Origin of the sequence: Clostridium sp. CCUG 7971 (assembly GCF_017590215.1) — a bacterium.
GTDB lineage: Bacteria > Bacillota > Clostridia > Peptostreptococcales > Peptostreptococcaceae > Faecalimicrobium.
In genome coordinates this window covers 1-1,848 of sequence record NZ_JAFFPK010000235.1, presented here as the reverse complement: position 1 = coordinate 1,848, position 1,848 = coordinate 1, and the positions used below count along the sequence as shown (strand labels likewise).

Annotated in this window: 2 protein-coding genes; both read left to right on the top strand. The window is 25.1% G+C overall.

The features are described 5' to 3' along the window. The first annotated feature begins 967 nt into the window (after positions 1-967). Positions 968-1,357 carry a hypothetical protein gene (locus JWF52_RS19025; RefSeq protein WP_208335041.1) on the top strand — a complete coding sequence of 130 codons (390 nt, stop codon included), beginning with the start codon at positions 968-970 and terminating at the stop codon, positions 1,355-1,357. Between the two features lie 66 nt (positions 1,358-1,423). Beyond that, on the top strand, positions 1,424-1,714 hold the full coding sequence (locus tag JWF52_RS19020; RefSeq protein WP_208335040.1) for a YjcN family protein: 291 nt from the start codon (positions 1,424-1,426) through the stop codon (positions 1,712-1,714). Positions 1,715-1,848 lie beyond the last annotated feature (134 nt).

Sequence of the window (1,848 nt, the reverse complement as noted above, 5' to 3'; positions counted from 1 at the left end):
GAGGTACCCTCCGCAAATTTGGGATGTATTTTTTCACAGTTACTGATAGTTGAAGATACAACTTGTAGTGCCTCTAACAATTCTTCTTTTATATATTTTTCCATAATATTTTCACCTCAAATTCTTATTTATATTATATTACAGTCTTTAACTTAATTATATCTAAATTTAAAGTTTAATAAAAGGTCTACAAAATAGCTGTTTTCATGGACACTTTTATTCTAAATAATACAAATTCATAAAGTGAAATTTAGAAACTAATACAGTTTTAAAATTAAATATTGTATTATAGAGCACTAAATATAAAGTAGGTGATATATACAATGGAGTTAAACAAAGAGGTAAGATAAAAAAGTGAATTTAAGATAAAAGAAGGAACTATGTACCGAGTTGTTAAAAGAGTAGAATATAAAAATTTAACTCAAGCATATTGGGGTGGGGGTGGAGCAAAATTCTGGTGGAAGAAGAAAGTATTATAATTTAACTGATAAAGATACTTTCTTTTCATCATTAGTTTTAAAATTCATAACCAATTTTTTAGTTTCAATAATAGACATATAGAAAATCTACTTAATATTTTTAAGCTTGATTAAATTATAGTGGAGAGTAGATAGTTAAACGTATTAAAGGATTTTATAAAATTATACCCATTTAGGTACAAAAAATGGCCTTTCAGGCATAATGTATTGCAAAATTAAAGACCATCTGGTAGTTTAGTAGTGGAATCAAGAAATTATCATAAGCAAAGAGGATAACTAATAAACTGTGAATGTAGAAAACTTATGCTTAGATGAGAATATAAAATTAAGATTTATAGGAAAAAATCAGGATGCGATATAACTACAAGAAATAAGGCATATTACTATGACATTATAATGATAAATGACAGTTTAATATTTGATTGATTTTTATAGGTGCTAAATTTAAATAATATAAATAGTTATATATAGTACTTAGGGGGCAGGAGATGAGTAAAATAAGTAAAATTATAGTAAGTGTAACTACAATAGTAGTAGTACTTATAGCGTTGGCTTGGATTAAAAATATTAACGATGGATATAAATTATATATTACAAATGCAACTGATTCAACTATTATTGATTTAGAATTAAGGTATAAAGTTGGTGGAGTAATAAAAACAATTTCTAAAATAGAGCCAAATAAATCTTGGAAAGAAAAAGTAGATACTAAACAAGTTCAAGGAGAAAATTCAATATTTTTAATATATAAAGATAAAAATGGTAATATACATGATGAATGCTTAGTTGGATATTTAGAAAACGGATATAGTGGACAAGTTTATGCAGCTATTAATAAAATTGATGAAGATGGAAAATTAGAGATAAGTTTAGAATAAAAAATATATTTTACTATTCAATTAGTAATAGAAATAAAATATGAAGTAATATTGGGGGAGGATAAGATGAAAATTAAATCAGAAAATATAGCATCTATTATAATAATATTAACTATAGTATATGTTATAGGAACTCCTACTGGAGCATTAAGGTTTGCAATTGCAAGAACAGGAAATCCAATTACTGCAGTAAATCTTAAAATATCAGATAAGCCTTATAAGAAGAAAATAGGAAAAAATCAAATGATATATACTCTAATAAACCCTCCTGTTGAAAAATCTACTTATAGTGAATTGAAAAACTGGATTATAACAAAGTATGGACTAATATACTGGGGTAACTTTTATGGGTTGTAAAATTAAATGCTAACCATAGTAGAAGGAGGATTGTAAAGTATGTCTGAAAAAGTAATGATTAAACCAAATAGTATAATAAAGTATATAATAATAGTAATTTTTTCTATGATAGGATCTATAATATTTTATTCGTC

Bases quoted from the DNA above. Each gene is read 5' to 3' on its own strand.
- JWF52_RS19025 (WP_208335041.1), top strand. From the start codon at position 968: ATGAGTAAAATAAGTAAAATTATAGTAAGTGTAACTACAATAGTAGTA.
- JWF52_RS19020 (WP_208335040.1), top strand. From the start codon at position 1,424: ATGAAAATTAAATCAGAAAATATAGCATCTATTATAATAATATTAACT.